Source organism: Oleiphilus sp. HI0043 (assembly GCF_001634935.1).
In genome coordinates this window covers 1-1,708 of the sequence record NZ_LWEY01001895.1, presented here as the reverse complement: position 1 = coordinate 1,708, position 1,708 = coordinate 1, and the positions used below count along the sequence as shown (strand labels likewise).

Annotated in this window: 1 protein-coding gene and 1 pseudogene; one reads left to right on the top strand and one right to left on the bottom strand. The window is 43.6% G+C overall.

Annotated features, from left to right (window positions below):
• Positions 1–18 precede the first annotated feature (18 nt).
• Positions 19–861: pseudogene (locus tag A3729_RS29245) on the top strand (SDR family NAD(P)-dependent oxidoreductase); the annotation flags it as partial.
• A 112-nt stretch (positions 862–973) separates the two neighbouring features.
• Here the strand turns inward: A3729_RS29245 and A3729_RS34305 are convergent.
• Positions 974–1,708, bottom strand: a 735-nt coding sequence (locus A3729_RS34305; RefSeq protein ID WP_255376422.1) for a sterol desaturase family protein, incomplete at its 5' end; no start/stop codon positions are given.

Sequence of the window (1,708 nt, the reverse complement as noted above, 5' to 3'; positions counted from 1 at the left end):
GTGTTTAAGCAACTAGGTATGCTAAAGCAATTGAAGGCAGTTCAGATCGCTCTCGATGGACTTTTCGAAAAGCTAGGTATTCCTTCGTCAGTCTTTTCAGCACTAATGCCAGGCCTGAAATTTAGTGCAGATTCAACACAGAAACTTTTAGTTAAACAGGGCTTGCGAGCCCCAGCATTTGAAGATTATGTCGATCAGTTATGGGACTACTACAATCGCTATTTGGACCCTGCTAAGAACAGAGAGGGCTTGGCTGAACTCGCCCTTAATAATAAAACAGTTTTAATTACAGGCGGCTCAAGTGGAATTGGCTATGCGAGCGCCAAACGGGCTCTGAGTTATGGTGCTCGAGTTATTCTGGTTGCCCGGCATCAAGATAAACTAAATGAGTGTAAAGAGGCATTAATTGCCAGCGGTGTAGACCCAGAACGAATCGACATCTATACGTGTGATTTATCCCATTTTGATGAGTGTGACGCGCTTGTTACCTATATAGAGGATAAGTACGTTTCACTTGTTGTTTTGTCTAGTAATGCTGGACGCTCAATTCGTCGTTCTCTTTCTCGCTCTGAAGGGCGTTTCCATGATTTGGAGCGAACGATGCAGTTAAATTACTTTGGGGCTTCGCGCTTGATTTTGGGGCTTCTTCCTTCCATGGTCAAAAATGGTGGAGGGCATATTCTTCATTCTTCTTCAATGGGTACTATGGCTGTCACGCCACGTTTTGGGCCTTATATGGCAAGCAAATCTGCTATGGATGCGTTGTGTGACTCACTGGCTGCAGAGTTTGCTAACCGGGATATAAGTGTCACCTCGATAAAATTCCCCTTGGTTAAGACCGAAATGGTTGCGCCAACGAAAGAATATAAAAATGCCGACCTGGTAAGCGCCGAGGATGCGGCACAAATGTTTATTGATGCGGTGATAGATAAGCCCAGAAAGCAACTTACCGGAATGGGCCTGTTTTTGGGGGCTATATCTTTATATGCGCCAGAATTAGTAACCCAGATCTATAACTACCTTTATCAAATATGGCCTGATGAGCAAGGAGAGTACCCCGAAATGGGCTTGGATAGGGCGCTTTTGACAAGTATTGTGCCGAACTCACCTTTATAGGGCTGTCATCAGTAGTGATATTTTTGAGCTGGTTAATTCTGTCGGGTGCTTCGTTTTTTACTTCTGATCCAGGGTATTTGTGTTCTTGTTTATAGCGTAAATATTCTTTTATGTACGTGCCAAAATACTTATCCAGATAATGAAGCGCCCCGGCATAGTTGCCTTTAAAGCGTGAATGATGAAAGTCGTGGTAAACCGGGCCGTCATATAAAGGCAAAAACCGCAAAGGATTCCATGGAAAGTCATAGCCTGCATGGCCGTCAGCGGCTTCAATATTTCTAATAATAATCCAGGCATAGAGCACATAAAGATGGCAGCCAAGTAAAATAGGGCCGAGCATGGCTAGACTGCCGATCAAGATGAACTCGATAACATGAAAGTAGTTACCGTCTAATGCGCAGGTGTTGTGAATTCTATGATGGACCGAGTGAACCTTGCGTAGCATCCATTTGTTTTCATGTAGCCAGCGATGCATTAAATAGAAAAGAAAGTCATCCAACAAAAGAAAAAAGATAATTTGAATTACCCAGACGTACCAAGCTGGTATAGGGCCTTCGTGAATATCGCTATAACGGAGAATTGGCCAAAAGAT